Source organism: Pseudomonas sp. WPR_5_2, assembly GCF_003634475.1.
Classification (GTDB): domain Bacteria; phylum Pseudomonadota; class Gammaproteobacteria; order Pseudomonadales; family Pseudomonadaceae; genus Aquipseudomonas; species Aquipseudomonas izuensis.
This window is the reverse complement of the sequence record NZ_RBLA01000006.1, coordinates 126,092-144,231: the sequence shown is the minus strand read 5'-3', so window position 1 is coordinate 144,231 and position 18,140 is coordinate 126,092. Positions and strand designations below refer to the sequence as shown.

Below are 18,140 nucleotides of genomic sequence, written 5' to 3'. Positions count from 1 at the left end.
CCTGTGGGAGCGGGCTTGCCCGCGATAGCGGTAGTTCAGTCGACATCAATGTTGAATGTCAGATTGCAATCGCGGGCAAGCCCGCTCCCACAGGGTTAATTGTCAGTTGTGAGATTTGAGTTATTGCCCCCGATTTTTCATGGGGGGTTTGGGGGGGCCGTTGGCCCTTGAATGTTGGTTAAACAAGGAGAGATCGGGATGGTTTTTTCGTCCAACGTATTCCTGTTTTTGTTCTTGCCGATCTTTCTCGGCTTGTACTACCTGAGCGGGCAACGCTATCGCAATTTGCTGCTGCTGATCGCCAGCTACGTGTTCTACGCCTGGTGGCGTGTGGACTTCCTGGCGCTATTCGCCGCCGTCACGTTGTGGAACTACTGGATCGGCCTGAAAGTCGGCGCGGCCGGGGTCAAGACCAAACCGGCGCAGCGCTGGCTGCTGCTCGGCGTGGCTGTCGACCTGTGCATCCTCGGCTACTTCAAGTACGCCAACTTCGGCGTCGAGAGCATCAACGCCATGATGACCTCGGTGGGTCTTTCGCCGTTCATCCTGACCCACGTGCTGTTGCCGATCGGGATCTCGTTCTACATCTTCGAGTCCATCAGCTACATCATCGACGTCTATCGTGGTGATACCCCGGCAACCCGCAACCTGATCGACTTCGCGGCGTTCGTGGCGATCTTCCCGCACCTGATCGCCGGCCCCGTGTTGCGTTTCCGCGACCTGGCCGATCAGTTCAACAACCGCACCCACACCCTCGACAAATTCTCCGAGGGCTGCACGCGGTTCATGCAGGGTTTCATCAAGAAAGTCTTCATCGCCGACACCCTCGCGGTGGTGGCCGACCATTGCTTCGCCCTGCAAAACCCGACCACGGGCGATGCCTGGCTCGGTGCCCTGGCGTACACCGCGCAGCTGTATTTCGACTTCTCCGGCTACAGCGACATGGCCATCGGCCTGGGCTTGATGATGGGTTTCCGCTTCATGGAAAACTTCAAGCAGCCGTATGTCAGCCAGTCGATCACCGAGTTCTGGCGGCGCTGGCACATCAGCCTGTCGACCTGGTTGCGTGACTACCTGTACATCACCCTGGGCGGTAACCGCAAAGGCACGTTGATGACCTATCGCAACCTGTTCCTGACCATGCTGCTCGGTGGTCTGTGGCACGGCGCGAACATCACCTACATCGTCTGGGGTGCGTGGCACGGCATGTGGCTGGCGATTGAAAAAGCCATCGGCCTGAACACCACACCGCGCAGTTTCAACCCGATCCGCTGGGTACTGACCTTCCTGCTGGTGGTGATGGGCTGGGTGATTTTCCGTGCCGAGAACCTGCACGTCGCCGGGCGCATGTACGGCGCGATGTTCAGCTTCGGCGACTGGTCGCTGTCGGAACTCAACCAGGCCAGCCTCACCGGCCTGCAAGTGGCGACCTTGATCGTGGCTTACGTGACTTTGGCGTTCTTCGGCCTGCGCGATTTCTATACCAACCAGCCGCCAGTCAAGTCCAAGCCTGAAGTGAATGTCGACGCCGTCGGCCCGGCCGCCGCGACGGCCGGCACGATCAAAGCCGTGCCTGGGGATAACCCGGCGAACATCCATCAGCCTGGCTACACCGTCGGCGTCGAAGCCCAGGTGCAACCGGCCTACTGGACCGCTGACTGGTCGCGCTACGTGATGCGCGCGCTGGTGCTGCTGCTGTTCATCGCCTCGATTCTCAAACTCTCGGCGCAAAGCTTCTCGCCGTTCCTTTACTTCCAGTTCTGAGGGATCCGGCCATGACCCGCTCATTACGCATCTTCTACATCGCCCTGTTTCTGGTGACCCTGCTGGCCCTGGGCCTGTGGTCGGTTCGCAGCTTCCTGGGCTTCAGCACCAACGCCGATGCAACGGTGCTCAACGGTCGCTGGACCAAAGCCGTGGAAACGCACTACGACGACGAGTTCCCGATCAAGCGCCTGGGCACCAACCTCTGGGCAGCACTGGATTTCAAACTGTTCAACGAAGGTCGTCCGGGCGTGGTGCTCGGTCGCGACCAGTGGCTGTACAGCGATGAAGAATTCCACCCGGTGGTCAACGAAGAGCTGAACCTGCAAGGCAACTATGCGCTGGTCGAAGGCGTGCGCCAGACCCTGAAGGACAAAGGCGTGCAACTGGTGATGGCGGTGGTGCCGGCCAAGGTGCGCCTGTACCCGGAACACCTCGGTGAGGTGAAACCAGCCAGCATCCACGCCAACCTCTACAAGGACTTCCACCAGCGCCTGGCCGCCGACCGGATTCCCGCGCCGGACCTGCTGGGCCCGTTGCAAGCCGCGAAAAACGACGGCAAGCAGGTGTTCCTGCGCACCGACACCCACTGGACCCCGGAAGGCGCCGAGATCGCCGCCAACCGCCTGGCCAAGACCATTGCCGAGAAATATCCACTGAGTGGTGAACCGCAAACCTTCGTCACTACACCTGCGGAAAAGATCACCCACAAAGGCGACCTGCGTCTGTTCCTGCCACTGGACCCGTTGTTCGAAAACCTGATGCCGGCCCAAGAGCCTTTGCAAAAGCGCAACACCGTGGCCGCCGGCGATCAGCCTGCCGGTGACGACGCCCTGTTCGCCAATACCGAAGTGCCCGTCGCGCTGATCGGTACCAGCTACAGCGCCAACCCCAACTGGAACTTTGTGGGCGCACTGAAACAAGCCCTGCGCAGCGACGTGGTCAATTACGCCGAAGACGGCCATGGCCCGATCCTGCCGATGCTCAGCTACCTCAAAAGCGATGCTTTCAAGAACAGCCCGCCGCAGGTGCTGATCTGGGAGTTTCCTGAACGATATCTGCCTGTGAACAACGAAATCGGCGACGCCGACCCGCAGTGGGTCGCAGAGCTTAAACAAGCCGGCGCGCGCCAACAAAACGTAGCCATTAACGCTAAATCCGAGACGCCCGACCGGGCGCAAAACTGAAAGAGAGAGGTACTACCATGACTTTCACGACTACTCCTCGTCGTCTCGCCAAGACCTTTGCACTGGCCGCGACCTTCAGCGTCCTGTCCATGAACGCTTTCGCCGGTGGCGACGCCGCGCTCTACGGTCCGACCGCCCCGAAAGGCTCGACCTTCGTGCGCATCTACAACGCCGGCAATTCCGAAGTCAGCGCCACCGTCGGCAGCACCAACCTGAGCGACGTCGCGCCGCTGTCGAGCAGTGACTTCAGTTTCATGCCAGGCGGTGACTACAGCGCCAAGGTCGGCAGTCAGACGCTGCCGGTGAAACTGGCCGGTGACCACTATTACACCCTGGTCAACAACGCCAGCGGCGCGCCGCAACTGATCGAAGAGCCGCCGTTCAAGAACAAACAGAAATCCCTGGTCCGTGTGCAGAACCTCAGCGACAAGGCACTGACCCTGAAAACCGCCGATGGCAAGACGGACGTGGTGCCGAACGTGGCGGCCAAGGGCCGTGGCGAACGTGAAATCAACCCGGTGAAAGTCAGCCTGGCGCTGTACGACGGTGCAACCAAAGTCGGCGACGTGAAACCGGTCGCCCTGGAACGCGGTGAAGCCGCCGTGCTGTACGTCACCGGCAGTGGCAGCAGCCTGTCGCCGGTCTGGGTGAAACGCCCGGTGTCGACACGCTAACCCTATTCCCCAATTGACGCAGTCTCCTTGGTGGGAGCGAGCCTGCTCGCGAATACGGTCTGACATTCAACATCAATGTCGACTGATACACCGCTTTCGCGAGCAGGCTCGCTCCCACAGGGGCTCTAACCAAACGATTTTCAAGGAGTAACACCATGATTCCAGTCATCCTCTCCGGTGGTAGCGGCTCACGTCTTTGGCCGCTTTCCCGTAAGCAGTTCCCTAAACAGTTCCTGGCCCTGACCGGCGAACACACCCTGTTCCAGCAAACCCTGGAGCGCCTGGTGTTCGAAGGCATGGACACGCCGATCGTGGTCTGCAACAAAGACCACCGTTTCATCGTCAACGAGCAACTGGCCGCCCGCAAACTGGAAACCCAGCGCATCCTGATGGAACCGTTCGGTCGCAACACTGCGCCGGCCGTGGCCCTGACCGCGATGATGCTGGTCAATGAAGGTCGTGACGAACTGATGCTGGTACTGCCGGCCGACCACGTACTGGAAGACCAGAAAGCCCTGCAACGCGCCCTGGCCCTGGCCACCGTCGCCGCCGAAAACGGCGAAATGGTGCTGTTCGGCGTACCGGCCACCAAACCGGAAACCGGTTATGGCTACATCAAGTCGACCAACGATTCACTGCTGCCCGAAGGCGTCAGCCGTGTCTCGCACTTCGTCGAAAAACCCGACGTGAAACGCGCCACCGAGTTCGTCCAGTCCGGCGGCTACTTCTGGAACAGCGGCATGTTCCTGTTCCGCGCCAGCCGCTTCCTCGAAGAACTGAAAAAGCACGACCCGGACATCTACGACACCTGCCTGCTGACCCTGGAACGCAGCCAGCAAGACGCTGACACCGTCAGCATCGACGAAGCGACTTTCGCCTGCTGCCCGGACAACTCCATCGACTACTCGGTAATGGAAAAAACCCGGCGCGCTTGCGTGGTACCGCTGACCGCCGGCTGGAGCGATGTCGGCTGCTGGTCGTCGCTGTGGGAAGTGAATGAAAAAGACGCCAACGGCAACGTCACCAAGGGCGATGTAGTAGTCCAGGACAGCCGCAATTGCATGATCCACGGCAACGGCAAACTGGTGTCGGTGATCGGCCTGGAAAACATCGTCGTCGTCGAAACCAAGGACGCCATGATGATTGCGCACAAGGACAAGGTCCAGGGCGTGAAGCAGATGGTCAACACCCTCAACGAACAGGGCCGCAGCGAAACCCAGAACCACTGCGAAGTCTATCGTCCGTGGGGCTCCTACGACTCGGTGGACATGGGCGGGCGCTTCCAGGTCAAGCACATCTCGGTCAAGCCGGGCGCGTGCCTGTCGCTACAGATGCACCACCACCGCGCCGAGCACTGGATCGTCGTCAGCGGCACTGCTGAAGTGACCTGCGACGAGAACGTGTTCCTGTTGACCGAAAACCAGTCGACCTACATCCCGATTGCCTCGGTTCACCGTCTGCGCAACCCGGGCAAGATCCCGCTGGAGATCATCGAAGTGCAATCGGGCAGCTACCTGGGTGAAGACGATATCGAGCGATTTGAGGATATCTACGGGCGCACCACGCCGATCGAGCGCGGCGTGTCGGTGAAGACCATCGCGCAGTAAGCCTCTGTAGACCTTGAGCCCCTGACCGGCCTGCTGCGTTCCCTATCCGCAGCGGGTTGGACAGGGGCTTTTTTTGATCTGAATTTTTTGTTGCCCGGGCTGGCCCTTTCGCGAGCAGGCTCGCTCCCACAGGTGATCTGTGGCGTTCACAAAACCAATGTGGGAGCGAGCCTGCTCGCGAAGGGGCCATTAAATCCAGCACAAAAATCACGCCCATCGCCAACCTCCCCTGCCCTTAGGTACGATGGCCCTCTCCATCCCCGAGGTTTGCGCGTCATGTTCATCGGTGTCCTGCTGGTCATCACCTGGGTGATCCTGTTGTTGCGCTACCCAGCCAAGGCCCTGCCCGTTTCCCTAGCTGCCGCCGTCGGCCTGGGCATCGTCGCCACCTGGGTCATCTGGATGGACCACCGCGAACTCAAGCAACTGCAGCGCCTGGAGTTGCGCATCAACTACGCGCCGCAACACTGCCCCGCCGACCGACCGCTGAAATTGACCCTGAACAACGGCAACGACGTGCCGATGACCGAGTTGCGCTGGCGGGTGGCCGCTTACGCACCAGGCGATACGGTCAACCTCGCCGACAATCAATACTCCGCGCCTCGCTACCGTGGCCCCGGTGAATTGCAGGCCGGCGGCAACTGGGAAGACTGTTTGCCGCTACCGCCACTGCGCCCCGGCTACCGTCCGGAAACCCTGGAGTTTCGCGCAGAGCGTTTACAGGGTAGCTTTTCTGACTGAGCTTTCTCCCACGAGCTTTCCCCCACTGATTGCACAAGGAACGCGCCATGCCCGTTGCGTTGATTACCGGATGTTCCAGCGGCATAGGCCGCGCGCTCGCCGATGCGTTCAAACACGCCGGATACGAAGTCTGGGCCAGTGCACGCAGGGCTGAAGACGTGGCCATGCTGAGCGCTGGCGGATTCACCGCCGTACAACTGGACGTCAATGACGGCCAGGCACTGGAACAGTTGAGCGAACGGATCAACCGACAGCATGGCGGCCTCGACGTACTGATCAATAACGCCGGTTTCGGCGCCATGGGGCCTTTGCTCGATGGCGGTGTGCAGGCGATGCAGCGCCAGTTCGAAACCAATGTCTTCGCCATCGTTGGCGTGACCCGCGCAATGTTTCCGGTGTTGCGCCGGGCCAAAGGGATCGTGGTGAACATTGGCAGCGTTTCAGGGGTGCTGGTCACGCCGTTCGCGGGTGCCTACTGCGCGTCCAAAGCCGCCGTGCATGCCTTGAGCGATGCCTTGCGCATGGAACTGGCGCCCTTCGGTGTCAGGGTCATGGAAGTTCAACCCGGTGCCATTGCCTCCAGTTTCGCCAAAAACGCCGGCCACGAGGCCGAACAACTGATCAGCGAACAATCGCCATGGTTTCCGCTGCGCGATGGCATACGCGCACGGGCCAAGGCCTCCCAGGACAACCCGACCCCGGCCAGTGAGTTCGCCGCCGGGTTGCTCAAGGCCGTACAGCAGAACAAGCCGCCGAGGCTGGTGCGGCTGGGGAATGGCAGTCGGGCGTTGCCGTTGATGGCGGGACTATTGCCAAAAGGCTTATTGGAGTCCGCGTTGATGAAGCGGTTCGGATTGCGCGGGCAGCTCTAGGACCGAGTCGCGGCCTTCGCGAGCAGGCTCGCTCCCACAATGGAAATGCGTTCCCCTGTGGGAGCGAGCCTGCTCGCGAAGGGGCCAGAACAGACACCAATGAATCTCAGGAAACAACATGTCCGACTTCACCGAATACTTTGACGAAGTGATCCAGGCCCACGTCGCCATCGAAAAATGGCTGGCCGAGGAGCAAGACCCGCGCGAACTCGAACGCCTGCTGACCCGATTTTCGCCGCAGTTCTCCATGGTCTCGCCCTTGGGCCGGGTGCTGGATTTTGACGCGCTGAACCAGTTGTTCATGCTGGCGGGCGGCAAGAAGCTAGGGTTTCGCATCAAGCTCAGCGAGTTGCATGGCCTTGCGCTGCACAACGGCGGCGCGACGGTCAGTTATCGCGAACAACAAACCGATGCCACCGGGCTGCACTCCGATCGCCGCTCGACCGTGGTGTTCGAGAAGGTGGATGGCAGAATTCTCTGGCGGCATTTGCACGAGACTTTTTGCAGCGCGTGAACGGTCACTGTATGTCTGGCAGACCGAGGCGCGGCATTCGCGAGCAGGCTCGCTCCCACAGGGGAATGCATTCCAATTGTGGGAGCGAGCCTGCTCGCGAAGAATGCGACTCGGTCTATCGGTTATGCACCATCGCCCTGCTTGACCACCACCGTACAAGTAATCCCCGCCGCCAACAGCACCCCCTCCGGCACTTCATCGATATGAATGCGCACCGGCACCCGCTGCGCCAGGCGCACCCAGTTGAAGGTCGGGTTCACGTCGGCAATCAGCTCGCGACTTTCCGGGTTGTCGCGGTCGTAGATCCCGCGCGAAATGCTTTCCACATGCCCCTTGAGCACTTCACCGCTCATCAGTTGCATATCCGCCTTATCACCCACGCGCACGTGGGGCAGTTTGGTTTCTTCGAAGAAGCCGTAGACCCAGAAAGAGTTCATGTCGACCACGGCCATTTTCGCTTCGCCGATGCGCGCATAGTCGCCGCGATGGACGTTGAGGTTGGTCACGTAACCGTCCACCGCCGCCCGGACTTCGGTGCGCTTGAGGTTGAGTTCGGCGGCTTCGAGTTGCGCCTGGGCCTGCTGATAATCGGCCAGGGCCGAGTCGGCGATGTTGCTGGCGTCGTCACGGTTTTCCTTGGAGATCACCAGGTTGTCCAGGTCGGCGCGGCGATGGGCGTTGACCTTGCGCATCTCCCACGTGGCCTTGCGCGAAGCCACCAGCGATTGCGCCTGCTTGACCGCGAGTCGGTAGTGCTCGGGGTCGATCTGCATCAGCAGATCACCTTTTTTGACAAGCTGGTTGTCACGCACCGGCACGCTCACCACTTCGCCGGTGACGTCGGCGGCGACGTTGATGATGTCGGCACGCACCCGGCCGTCACGGGTCCACGGCGTCTCCATGTAATGCACCCAGAGGGTGCGGCCGATCCATATCGCCAGGGCCAATACCAGCAGGGTGGCGAGCAGGCTGAAGAGCTTTTTCATCAAGGCATTCTCAACGGTAGACAGTCAGCGCCAACGCGCCGAACAGACAGGTAAACAGACTCAGGCGCAGCAGCGCCGGGTGCCAGAAGAAGCGGTACAGGTCGAACCCGGAGAGAAACCGGTCAAGCGCCCAGGCCAGCGCCGCGGCGATCAAAAACATCAGGGTCATGGTGGGCATGTACACGCCGTGGAAGGCGATTTCACGGGGCATGATCAAGTCCTTGGGGCTTGGCGGCGTGGGTGTAGCTGGACAGTGGCGATTGCGGGTCCAGCAGCGAAGTGCGGATGAAGTGCAGGTAGCTTTTCACCCGGCGCAACGCCGAGGTGTCGAAGTGCGGGGCGAAGGGTTCGTCAGTGGCCTGGACCCGGCTGATGGCGTGGTCGACCGCGATCAATGCACGTTCCAGATTGCTCTGGCCCGGTTGCAGAAACAGCCGCACCAGCGAGCGCCCCATCACGCGGATCGACTGGCGCCACGGCTGGGATTCGGCATAGGCCGGGTGCACCGGGAGGATCGCCTGCTCTTTACGTAACTCGATGATTGCGTGACCGACCTCCAGCACCACGAACATCCAGCGCAACAGATTGCGCTGCACCTGCGGCTGCCCTGCCGCGAACCCGTAGGCCTGATGCACCAGGTCGCGGGTACGGCTTTCGAAACTCGACGCCAGACCCTTGAGTTTGCCGCTGATGGCGTACACCACCTGGCCGCGCAGGTCCTGCTCCAGCCGTCGCCATAACCAGCGACTGTTGGGCGGCAGAATGATTGCCCCCGCCGCCGCGCACACCAGCATGCCGAGCACCATGGCGATGTAGTCGTTGATGAAGGTGTAGGGGTTATAGATCGTCAGGTTGTCCGGCACCGAACCGGTGCTGAAGAAGATCAACAAGCCCAACCCGACCCCGGCGTATTGCGGCCGCGAAGCCAGGAACGAGCCGAGCACGATCACCGGCGCGAGCATCACGCACAGCAAGGGAAAGCCATCGATCCACGGAAAGATGAAAAACATCTCGACGAAACCGATCAGCGCCCCCAGGAACGTGCCGCAGGCCATCTGGAACGACATGCGCTTGGGATTCGGCGTCGCGGCGGACAGGCCCACGGTGGCGGCGGCAATCAGGGTCATGGTCGCCCCGCTCGGCCATGCCGTGGCCACCCAATAGCTGCCCAATACGATGAGAATGAACGACGCGCGAATCCCGGACGCCGCGGCGGCCATCCAGTTGGTTTGCGGCGTGAAGGGTTCGTCCCAACGCTCTCGCTCATGGCTGTGATCCGCCAGGGACGCGTGAGTCTGTGCATAACTGTGCAAGTCATCGACAAAGCGATAGAGCAATTCGTAGGCGGTGTGGAAATCCAGTTGTTCGGCGTCGCCCGGCTCGCTCTCCTGGAAGCTCGCCCGCAGGCTGCGCACCCGTGCCGGCAAACCTGCCTTGTAGGCCGTCAGGGCCGTGACCAGTCGCGCTGCATCGGCGCTGGTCAGGGCGCGACCGCTGTAGCCGTCGAGCAACTCGGCCAGGTCCTGCAAGCCCGGCTTGATCGCCGCCTCGACGTGATCGGCACCGTTGCTGCGCAAGCGCTCGAGCAATTGATGCAAGGCGTTGAAGCGGGTGGTGATGCCCATGAACTCGCTGTTCAGGCGGCTGAGCCGGCCGTTGCGCCGACGCATGTGCGGGTCTTCGAATACGGTGACACTGCGCAAGCCTTCCAGGCCCACCGCCTCGGCGATGAAGCGCACGTTGCTGGCTTCGAATGCCTCGCGTCGGCTGCGCCCGCGCAAGCCGTCGGTGACGAACAGGGCGAACACCCCGAAGCGCTGGTACAAGGCGTTGCGCATGGCGGCACTGGCCGATTGCGGCAGGATCGCGGCGCTGATCAGGGTCGAGCAGAGAATCCCCAGGGAGATTTCCAGCACCCGCCAGACCGCCGCCATAAACGCGCCATCTGGATGGGCCAGAGCAGGCAGGCCGACCATTGCCGCGGTGTACCCTGCGAGCACGAAGCCGTAGGCGCGGAAGTTGCGGCAGCGGGTGGCACCGGCCGTGCAGATCCCGACCCAGATCGCCAGCGAGCCGAGAAACAGTTCGGTGTTCTGCGCAAACAGGGCGATCAACGCGACCATCACAGACGAGCCGGCCAACGTGCCGAGGAACCGATAGACGCTTTTGGCGAACACATGGCCGCTTTGCGGCTGCATGACGATGAACACCGTGATCATCGCCGTGCGCGGTTGCGGCAATTCCAGGCGCATGGCCAGCCACAGCGTGAGGAAGGCGGCGATCAGCACCTTGAAAATATAGACCCAGGTCACGCCATCGCTGCGTGCCCAGTCGAACAAACCCCGGCGCCATTCGAGGGAATACAGCCAGCGCAAAGGTGCGGGCAAGGGGGTCATGGAATCCTGCTCATTGAATTTAAGGCCAGACTCAGGACCTGTGGGAGCGAGCCTGCTCGCGAAAGCGGTGTGTCAGGCGACATCATCATTGACTGACTGGGCCTTTTCGCGAGCAGACTCGCTCCCACAGGTATCGTGTTCAACGCAGAAGGACCGGGGTTTTCGGCGCGGCGGTCCGGCTGTCTTTCGGCACGTCGTTACCCGCACCGAGCCCACCGCCGAGCGCCGTCACCAGCTCAGCGTGGGCGCTCAGGCGCGCGGCCTGGACCTGTTGCTGGACCTGCTGCTGCTTGAACAGCAGGGTCTGGGCATTGAGCACGTTGAGGTAATCGGTAAGCCCGCGCTGGTAGGCGATCATGGCGATGTCGTAGGTTTTCTGCGCGGTGGCCACCGACTCGGCGGCGAACGTTTGCTGCTTGTCCATGGACTCGCGACGGATCAGTTGATCGGAAATGTTTTTCAGCGCATTGACCAGCGTCTGGTTGTACCTGGCCACAGCGATGTCATAACCGGCCGAGGCCTCACCCAGCTCTGCGCGCAAGCGACCGCCGTCGAAAATCGGCAAGGAAATCGCAGGTCCCACGCTGTAGTTGAGTTTCTTGCCTGTCAAAAACTCCAAAGCCCCGCCGCCGGTGGCCATGTAGCCCAGGCTGCCGACCAGGTCGACGTTGGGGTAGAAACCGGCATGCGCCACATCGATGCCCCGGGCCTGCGCTGCGACTTGCCAGCGACTGGCGACCACGTCCGGACGTTGCCCGAGCAATTGCGCCGGCAACGACGACGGCAGTTTCAGCGCCGCGCCCAGCGACAGCGTCGGCCGTTGCAATTGCGCGCCCTCTCCCGGGCCCTTACCGGCCAACGCGGCCAGTTGATTGCGGCTCAGGGCGATTTCTTCGTCCAGCGCATCGATCTGCCGATGGGTTTCCGGCAGCGGGGTCTCGGCCTGACTGACTTCGAAATGGGTGCCGATGCCGCCGTTCAGGCGCTTCTGTGCCAGTTCAAGAATCTGCTGTTGTTGCTTGAGGGTCGCCAGGGCGATGTCCCGTTGTGCGTAATGCAACGAGAGTTCGATGTAGACGCGCACGATGTTGTTCTGCAACTCGAGCTGGGCCTGGCGCGCCTCGGCGACGGTCATGTGGGCCATGTCCACGGCGCGTTCGGTGTTGTTGCTTTCGCGGCCCCAGAGATCGAGGGCGTAACTGAAGCCCAGCGCAGCGTTGTTGTCCCAAGTGGTACTGTTGGCCAACTCGCCTGGCCCGTAGAACTGATCGGTGGGCCAGTTGTGACGCTTGAGGGTGGACTCGCCATTGATCTGCAACGACTCGGCCGCTTCGGCAATACCGGCCATGGATTTGGCCTGACGCACCCGCGCGGCGGCCATGGCCATGGTCGGGCTGCCTTGCACGGCAAGGTCGATCCAGCGGTTCAGTTGCGGGTCGCCATAGGCCTGCCACCATTGCGCGGTGGGCCAGTGAGCATCCTGAGCGGCGCTCTGGATGGCTTCGTCGGTGGCCAGTGAATTGGCCTCCAGTGCCTTGCCCTGCGGGGCAATACCTCCGGTTCCGATGCAGCCGCTGATTGCCAGGGTTAAAGCCAGAATACTGAGCGGCGAAAGCGCTCTGCTGATGCGACGCGGCACTGCTGAAAATTCCTGAGGAAAATGAGGCTGGAGCCTGTGGGAGCAAAGCTTGCTCGCGATGGCATCGCCGTGGTGGATCTGACGGACCTGGGTGAACCCATCGCGAGCAAGCTTTGCTCCTACAGGGATCGGCGCAATTCTAGGGGTGGGCTTTGAAAGCGATAAGCTGGGATTCCTGTGAATCTTTGTTACCGTTAACGAGATAATCCTTAAGTCTGGGGTCTCAGACTCTGAAACTTCGTGTCACAATTTGCCATCGAACCCGAGAGCACCCCATGGACACATTGCAAAACATGCGCGCCTTCAGTTACGTGGCCGAAGCCGGCAGCTTCACCGCCGCCGCCGTGCAACTGGACACCACCACCGCCAACGTCTCGCGCGCGGTCTCCAACCTGGAAGCCCACCTGCAAACCCGTCTGCTCAACCGAACAACCCGGCGCATCGCCCTGACCGAAGCCGGCAAGCGATATTTGCTGCGCTGCGAGCAAATCCTGGCCTACGTCGAAGAAGCCGAGGCCGAAGCCAGCGACGCCCACGCGCGCCCCGCCGGGCAACTGAAAGTGCACACCATGACCGGCATCGGCCAGCATTTCGTGATCGATGCCATCGCCCGCTACCGCAAGACCCACCCGGACGTGACCTTCGACCTGACCATGGCCAACCGCGTGCCGGACCTGCTGGACGAGGGCTACGACGTGTCCATCGTGCTCGCCCGCGAACTCCCGGACTCGGGCTTCGTCTCCCAGCGGCTGGGCATCACCTACAGCATCGTTTGCGCCTCCCCGGCCTACGTCAAAGCCAATGGCTGCGCGCAAAAACCCAGTGACCTGCTCAACCACGCCTGCCTGCGCCTGGTCAGCCCGGTCATCCCCCTGGAAAAATGGGCCTTCGACGGCCCCGATGGCCAGGAAATGGTCATCATCAACAGCTCACCGTTCCTGGTGAACTCCGCCGACGCCATGAAAAGCGCGATCACCAGCGGCATGGGGGTCGGCGTCCTGCCGCTGTATGCCGCGATCGACGGTCTGCGCAATGGAACACTGGTACGGGTCATGCCCAAATACCGCTCGCAAGAGCTGAACCTGTACGCCATCTACCCGTCGCGTCAGTACCTGGACGCGAAGATCAAGACCTGGGTGGAGTATCTGCGCGGATCGTTGCCAGAGTTGCTGGCGGCCCATCAGGCGGAATTGGCGGCGTATGAGTTGAGCGGAAGCCTGGCGGGGGCGCGGGTCGCAAACTGATCGTCTGAGCCTCTGTGGGAGCAAAGCTTGCTCGCGATAACGGTGTATCAGGCGCAATCAATATTGGCTGGGCCGCCGTCATCGCGAGCAAGCTTTGCTCCCACAGGTGCCGGCCCAGAGGCCGCCAAGTCAAAGAGCGTACGAAACTGACAGCGCCGTCAGTTAGCAGTCACTCTCCTGACCGCCAAACAGGTTTATAAAGGAAAATACCAACCTGTCGATCACCCTGCCCTGGCGCCTCACTCGCATGCGAATCCAGCAAAAACCCGTCCTGCTTGTCGCCCTTCTGATTTTCCTGGCAGCGCTGGGCCTGTGGTATGCCACCAAGCCCGCCAAGGCAAAGCTCGCGGCACCCGGCGCCATCCCCGTGCGGGTGGTCAGCGTCGCCGAAAAAGACGTCCCCCGCTACGTCAGCGGCATCGGCTCGGTGTTGTCGTTGCACAGCGTCGTGGTGCGCCCGCAAATCGACGGCATTCTCACCAAAATCCTGGTCAAGGAAGGCCAGTTGGTGAGCAAGGGCGACCTGCTGGCCACCATCGACGACCGTTCGATCCGCGCCAGCCTCGACCAGGCCCGGGCGCAACTGGGCGAAAGCCAGGCGCAACTGCAAGTGGCGCAGGTCAACCTCAAGCGTTACAAACTGCTGAGCGTCGACGACGGCGTATCCAAACAGACCTACGACCAGCAACAGGCGCTGGTCAACCAGCTCAAGGCCACCGCCCAGGGTAATCAGGCCTCGATTGATTCGGCCCAGGTACAACTTTCCTACACACAGATTCGTTCTCCGGTCAGTGGCCGCGTCGGTATCCGCACGGTGGACGAAGGCAATTTCCTGCGCATGACCGATGCCCAAGGCCTGTTCACCGTCACCCAGATCGACCCGATTGCCGTGGAATTCTCCCTGCCGCAACAAATGTTGCCGACCCTGCAAGGCCTGATCAATGATCCGCAACATGCCAGGGTCAAGGCCTACATCGGTGCCGACACCGACGGTGAGACCGGTAACCTGTTGGGTGAAGGCCACCTGACCCTGATCGACAACCAGATCAACGCCAACACCGGGACCATCCGTGCCAAGGCCGAATTCGACAACGCCGGGCAGAAACTCTGGCCGGGGCTGCTGGTGACGGTAAAAATTCAGACAGCCTTGGACAAAGACGCGCTGGTGGTACCGCCCACCGTCGTACAGCGTGGCCTGGACCAGCCTTTCGTGTATCGGGTCAAGGGTGACAAGGTCGAAACCGTACCGGTGCAGATGGTTTTTCAGGGCAGCAGCCAGAACATCATCAAGGGCGTCGAACCGGGTGATGTGCTGGTCAGCGACGGCCAGTCGCGGCTCAAGCCCGGAGCCACCGTGCAAGTGCTGACCGACCCGGCGCAAGTGGTGCAATCGGAGGCCGCGCCATGAAAGGCCACGGTTCGATATCCGCCTGGTGCATCGACCACCCGGTCGCCACGGTTCTGCTGACGTTTGCGCTGGTGCTGCTGGGCGCTATCGCTTTTCCGCGCCTGCCGGTGGCGCCCTTGCCCGAAGCCGAGTTCCCGACCATCCAGGTGGCGGCACAACTGCCCGGCGCCAGCCCGGAAACCATGGCCTCTTCGGTGGCCACGCCGCTTGAAGTGCAGTTCAGCGCCATTCCCGGCGTGACCCAGATGACGTCAAGCAGTGCCCTGGGTTCGACCAACCTGACCCTGCAATTCACCCTCGACAAAAGCATCGACACCGCCGCCCAGGAAGTGCAGGCCGCGATCAATACCGCCGCCGGCAAGCTGCCCAAGGACATGCCGAACCTGCCGACCTGGCGCAAGGTCAACCCGGCCGACAGTCCGGTCTTGATCCTCAGCGTCAATTCCTCCCTGATGCCGGGTCCCGAACTCAGCGACCTGACGGAAACCCTGTTGTCCCGTCAGATCAGTCAGATCGACGGCGTAGGCCAGGTCGCCATCACCGGTCAGCAGCGTCCGGCGATCCGTGTCCAGGTGTCGGCAGACAAACTCGCGGCCATCGGCCTGACGCTGGCGGACATCCGTCTGGCGATCCAGCAGACCAGCCTCAACCTGGCCAAAGGTGCGCTGTACGGGGAGTCGAGCATCTCGACCCTGTCCACCAACGACCAGTTGTTCCGCCCCGATGATTACAGCCAATTGATCGTTTCCTACAAGGACGGTGCACCGGTTCATCTCAAGGACGTCGCCAAGGTTGTCAACGGTTCGGAAGACGCCTACGTCCAGGCCTGGGCGGGCACGCAACCGGGGGTCAACCTGGTGATCTTCCGCCAGCCGGGGGCGAACATTGTCGAGACCGTGGACCGCATTCAGGCGGCCCTGCCGGGGCTGGAAGCGATGCTCCCCGCGTCGGTGCAAGTCAAGACGCTGATCGACCGCACCCAGACCATCCGTGCTTCGCTGCATGAAGTGGAAATCACTCTGCTGATCGCAATCATGTTGGTGGTGGCGGTGATGGCCCTGTTCCTGCGTCAGTTGTCGGCGACCCTGATTGTGTCGGCGGTACTGGGCGTATCGCTGATTGCCAGTTTCGCCCTGATGTACGTCATGGGTTTCAGCCTGAATAACCTGACGCTGGTGGCGATCGTGGTGGCCGTTGGGTTTGTGGTCGACGATGCGATCGTGGTCGTAGAGAACATTCACCGCCACCTGGAAGCCGGCGACGGTATGCGCGAGGCCGCGATCAAGGGTGCGGGGGAAATCGGCTTCACCGTGGTGTCGATCAGTTTCTCACTGGTAGCGGCGTTCATTCCGCTGCTGTTCATGGGCGGCGTGGTCGGACGCTTGTTCAAGGAGTTCGCCCTGACCGCCACTTCGACCATCATGATTTCGGTGGTGGTGTCGTTGACGCTGGCGCCAACCCTGGCAGCGCTGTTCATGCGTGCACCGGTGCATCACGCCCACGATAAACCGGGCTTCGGCGAGCGCCTGCTGGCCTGGTACGAAAAAGGCCTGCACCGCGCCCTCGCTCATCAACGCCTGATGCTCGGCGTGTTCTGCCTGTCCCTGGGCCTGGCCGTGACCGGGTACGTGCTGATTCCCAAGGGCTTCTTCCCGATTCAGGACACCGGTTTTGTCCTCGGCACTACCGAAGCTGCCGCCGATATTTCCTACGGCGATATGGTGAAAAAGCACCTCGCCATGGCCGAAATCGTCGCCGCCGACCCTGCGGTCGAAACGTTCTCGCACTCGGTCGGGGTCTCGGGCAGCAACCAGACCATTGCCAACGGCCGGTTCTGGATCACCCTGAAAAAACGCAGTGACCGCGATGTCTCGGCCAGCCAGTTCATCGACCGGATTCGCCCGCAACTGATGAAAGTGCCTGGCATCGTCCTGTACCTGCGGGCCGGCCAGGACATCAACCTCAGTTCCGGCCCGAGTCGCGCCCAGTATCAGTATGTGCTCAAGAGCAACGACGGCCCGACCCTCAGCACCTGGACCCAGCGCCTGACGGAAAAACTGCGCAGCAACCCGGCATTCCGCGACATTTCCAACGACCTGCAACTGGGCGGCAGCATCACCCACATCAGCATCGACCGCAGCGCCGCCTCCCGTTTCGGCCTGACTGCCAGCGATGTCGACGAGGCGCTGTATGACGCCTTTGGCCAGCGGCAGATCAACGAGTTCCAGACCCAGATCAACCAGTACAACGTGATTCTGGAACTGGACACCAAACAACGCGGCAAGGCGGAAAGCCTCAACTACTTCTACCTGCGCTCACCGCTGAGCGGTGAGATGGTGCCGTTGTCGGCCCTGGCCCGGTTCGATGCGCCAACGGTCGGCCCGCTGTCCATCGCCCATGACGGCATGTTCCCGGCCGCCAACCTGTCGTTCAACCTCGCGCCCGGCGTGGCATTGGGCGATGCGGTGATCATGCTTAACCAGGCCAAAGTCGACATCGGCATGCCGGCGGCCATCAGCGGCAACTTCCAGGGCGCGGCCCAGGCGTTCCAGAGTTCGCTGGCCAGCCAGCCATGGCTGATTCTGGCGGCGCTGGTGGCGGTGTACATCATCCTTGGCGTGCTCTACGAGAGCTTCGTGCATCCGTTGACGATCATCTCGACCTTGCCTTCGGCGGGCCTGGGGGCGGTGATCATGCTGTGGATCTGCGGCCAGGACTTTTCAATCATGGCCCTGATCGGGCTGGTGCTGTTGATCGGTATCGTCAAGAAAAACGGCATCCTGATGATCGACTTCGCCCTCGAAGCGCAGCGAAAAGGCGGCTTGCCGCCGGAAGAAGCGATCTTCCAGGCCTGCCTGACGCGGTTCCGGCCGATCATCATGACCACCCTCGCCGCCCTGCTCGGCGCCCTGCCGCTGATGCTCGGCTACGGCACCGGCGCCGAGTTGCGCCAACCCCTGGGGATCGCGGTGGTTGGCGGCCTGCTGGTAAGTCAGGCACTGACGCTGTTCACCACGCCGGTCATATACTTGTGGCTGGAGCGGCTATTCCATCGGCCTAAAAAAACAGCGTCCGCAACGACGCTGGCGACCACAGACTGAGGCGGGG

Annotated in this window: 14 protein-coding genes; 10 read left to right on the top strand and 4 right to left on the bottom strand. The window is 61.7% G+C overall.

Annotation, left to right across the window (positions count from 1 at the left end; genetic code table 11):
• The first annotated feature begins 198 nt into the window (after positions 1–198).
• The 7 genes from BJ917_RS21730 to BJ917_RS21700 all read left to right on the top strand — a co-directional run bounded on the left by BJ917_RS21730 (position 199) and on the right by BJ917_RS21700 (position 7,359).
• Positions 199–1,764, top strand: a complete 1,566-nt coding sequence (locus tag BJ917_RS21730) for an MBOAT family protein (RefSeq protein ID WP_121104477.1) — start codon at positions 199–201, stop codon at positions 1,762–1,764.
• An 11-nt stretch (positions 1,765–1,775) separates the two neighbouring features.
• The gene (locus BJ917_RS21725) at positions 1,776–2,951 is read left to right on the top strand and encodes an alginate O-acetyltransferase (protein WP_096509174.1); all 1,176 of its coding nucleotides are present in this window, start codon (positions 1,776–1,778) and stop codon (positions 2,949–2,951) included.
• Positions 2,952–2,968: 17 nt separating this feature from the next.
• A complete protein-coding gene (locus BJ917_RS21720; protein WP_096509173.1) occupies positions 2,969–3,625 on the top strand; it encodes an alginate O-acetyltransferase AlgF in 657 nt (218 codons plus the stop codon).
• A gap of 155 nt (positions 3,626–3,780) precedes the next feature.
• Entirely contained in the window at positions 3,781–5,232 is a 1,452-nt protein-coding gene (locus BJ917_RS21715) for a mannose-1-phosphate guanylyltransferase/mannose-6-phosphate isomerase (protein ID WP_096509172.1), read from the top strand.
• A gap of 276 nt (positions 5,233–5,508) precedes the next feature.
• A complete protein-coding gene (locus BJ917_RS21710) occupies positions 5,509–5,973 on the top strand; it encodes a multidrug transporter (protein ID WP_121104475.1) in 465 nt (154 codons plus the stop codon).
• 47 nt (positions 5,974–6,020) lie between these two features.
• Positions 6,021–6,845: an SDR family oxidoreductase gene (locus tag BJ917_RS21705; protein ID WP_096509170.1), complete on the top strand. Its 825-nt coding sequence runs from the start codon at positions 6,021–6,023 to the stop codon at positions 6,843–6,845.
• Positions 6,846–6,963: 118 nt separating this feature from the next.
• The gene (locus BJ917_RS21700) at positions 6,964–7,359 is read left to right on the top strand and encodes a DUF4440 domain-containing protein (RefSeq protein ID WP_096509169.1); all 396 of its coding nucleotides are present in this window, start codon (positions 6,964–6,966) and stop codon (positions 7,357–7,359) included.
• A gap of 122 nt (positions 7,360–7,481) precedes the next feature.
• Here BJ917_RS21700 and BJ917_RS21695 read toward each other — a convergent pair whose 3' ends face one another.
• The 4 genes from BJ917_RS21695 to BJ917_RS21675 form a co-directional block, all read right to left on the bottom strand.
• Positions 7,482–8,345: an HlyD family secretion protein gene (locus BJ917_RS21695; protein ID WP_121104473.1), complete on the bottom strand. Its 864-nt coding sequence runs from the start codon at positions 8,343–8,345 to the stop codon at positions 7,482–7,484.
• A gap of 10 nt (positions 8,346–8,355) precedes the next feature.
• The gene (locus tag BJ917_RS21690; RefSeq protein WP_047532914.1) at positions 8,356–8,556 is read right to left on the bottom strand and encodes a DUF1656 domain-containing protein; all 201 of its coding nucleotides are present in this window, start codon (positions 8,554–8,556) and stop codon (positions 8,356–8,358) included.
• The gene (locus BJ917_RS21685) at positions 8,546–10,741 is read right to left on the bottom strand and encodes an FUSC family protein (RefSeq protein WP_121104471.1); all 2,196 of its coding nucleotides are present in this window, start codon (positions 10,739–10,741) and stop codon (positions 8,546–8,548) included. Before BJ917_RS21685 ends, BJ917_RS21690 begins: the two co-directional genes overlap by 11 nt.
• Positions 10,742–10,880: 139 nt before the next feature.
• Positions 10,881–12,380, bottom strand: a complete 1,500-nt coding sequence (locus tag BJ917_RS21675; protein ID WP_121104469.1) for an efflux transporter outer membrane subunit — start codon at positions 12,378–12,380, stop codon at positions 10,881–10,883.
• Between the two features lie 275 nt (positions 12,381–12,655).
• Between BJ917_RS21675 and BJ917_RS21670 the strand changes: the two genes are divergently transcribed.
• The 3 genes from BJ917_RS21670 (at position 12,656) to BJ917_RS21660 (ending at position 18,133) form a co-directional block, all read left to right on the top strand.
• Positions 12,656–13,624, top strand: a complete 969-nt coding sequence (locus BJ917_RS21670) for a LysR family transcriptional regulator (RefSeq protein ID WP_096509165.1) — start codon at positions 12,656–12,658, stop codon at positions 13,622–13,624.
• 247 nt (positions 13,625–13,871) lie between these two features.
• Positions 13,872–15,032, top strand: a complete 1,161-nt coding sequence (locus BJ917_RS21665) for an efflux RND transporter periplasmic adaptor subunit (protein WP_121104467.1) — start codon at positions 13,872–13,874, stop codon at positions 15,030–15,032.
• A complete protein-coding gene (locus BJ917_RS21660; RefSeq protein WP_096509163.1) occupies positions 15,029–18,133 on the top strand; it encodes a multidrug efflux RND transporter permease subunit in 3,105 nt (1,034 codons plus the stop codon). Before BJ917_RS21665 ends, BJ917_RS21660 begins: the two co-directional genes overlap by 4 nt.
• Positions 18,134–18,140 lie beyond the last annotated feature (7 nt).